The following is a 282-nucleotide window of genomic DNA, read 5'->3' as shown; positions in this document are numbered from 1 at the left end:
CCGTGGTGCAGCGCAGGACGACGCCCGTCCGGGCGCCCCGGAACCCTCCTGGTCCTGTGGATCGGCATCAACGAGGACTCGAAGGTCACCCTGATCACCATCGGTGCCTTCTTCCCCGTCTTCACGACGCTCTACCTCGGACTGCGCCACGTGGACCGGAACCTCGTCGAGGCGGCCCGGGCCTTCGGGGTCAACGGTCTGCGCCTGCTGACCACGGTGCACCGCGCAGGATGCGGCCCTGCACCTCCGAGTTCGTCGCATAGCTCCATCTGCCCAGCCGCG

General features: G+C 68.8%; 1 protein-coding gene. It reads left to right on the top strand.

All coding sequences use genetic code 11. The features are described 5' to 3' along the window. On the top strand, window positions 1–282 hold a 282-nt coding region (locus FNH21_RS16805), incomplete at both ends, for an ABC transporter permease subunit (protein ID WP_338403338.1).

Origin of the sequence: Arthrobacter bussei (assembly GCF_009377195.2) — a bacterium.
In the GTDB taxonomy this organism is placed as follows: Bacteria; Actinomycetota; Actinomycetes; order Actinomycetales; family Micrococcaceae; genus Arthrobacter_D; species Arthrobacter_D bussei.
The sequence above is the reverse complement of the archived record's forward strand: the minus strand, read 5'-3'. Positions and strand labels throughout refer to the sequence as shown.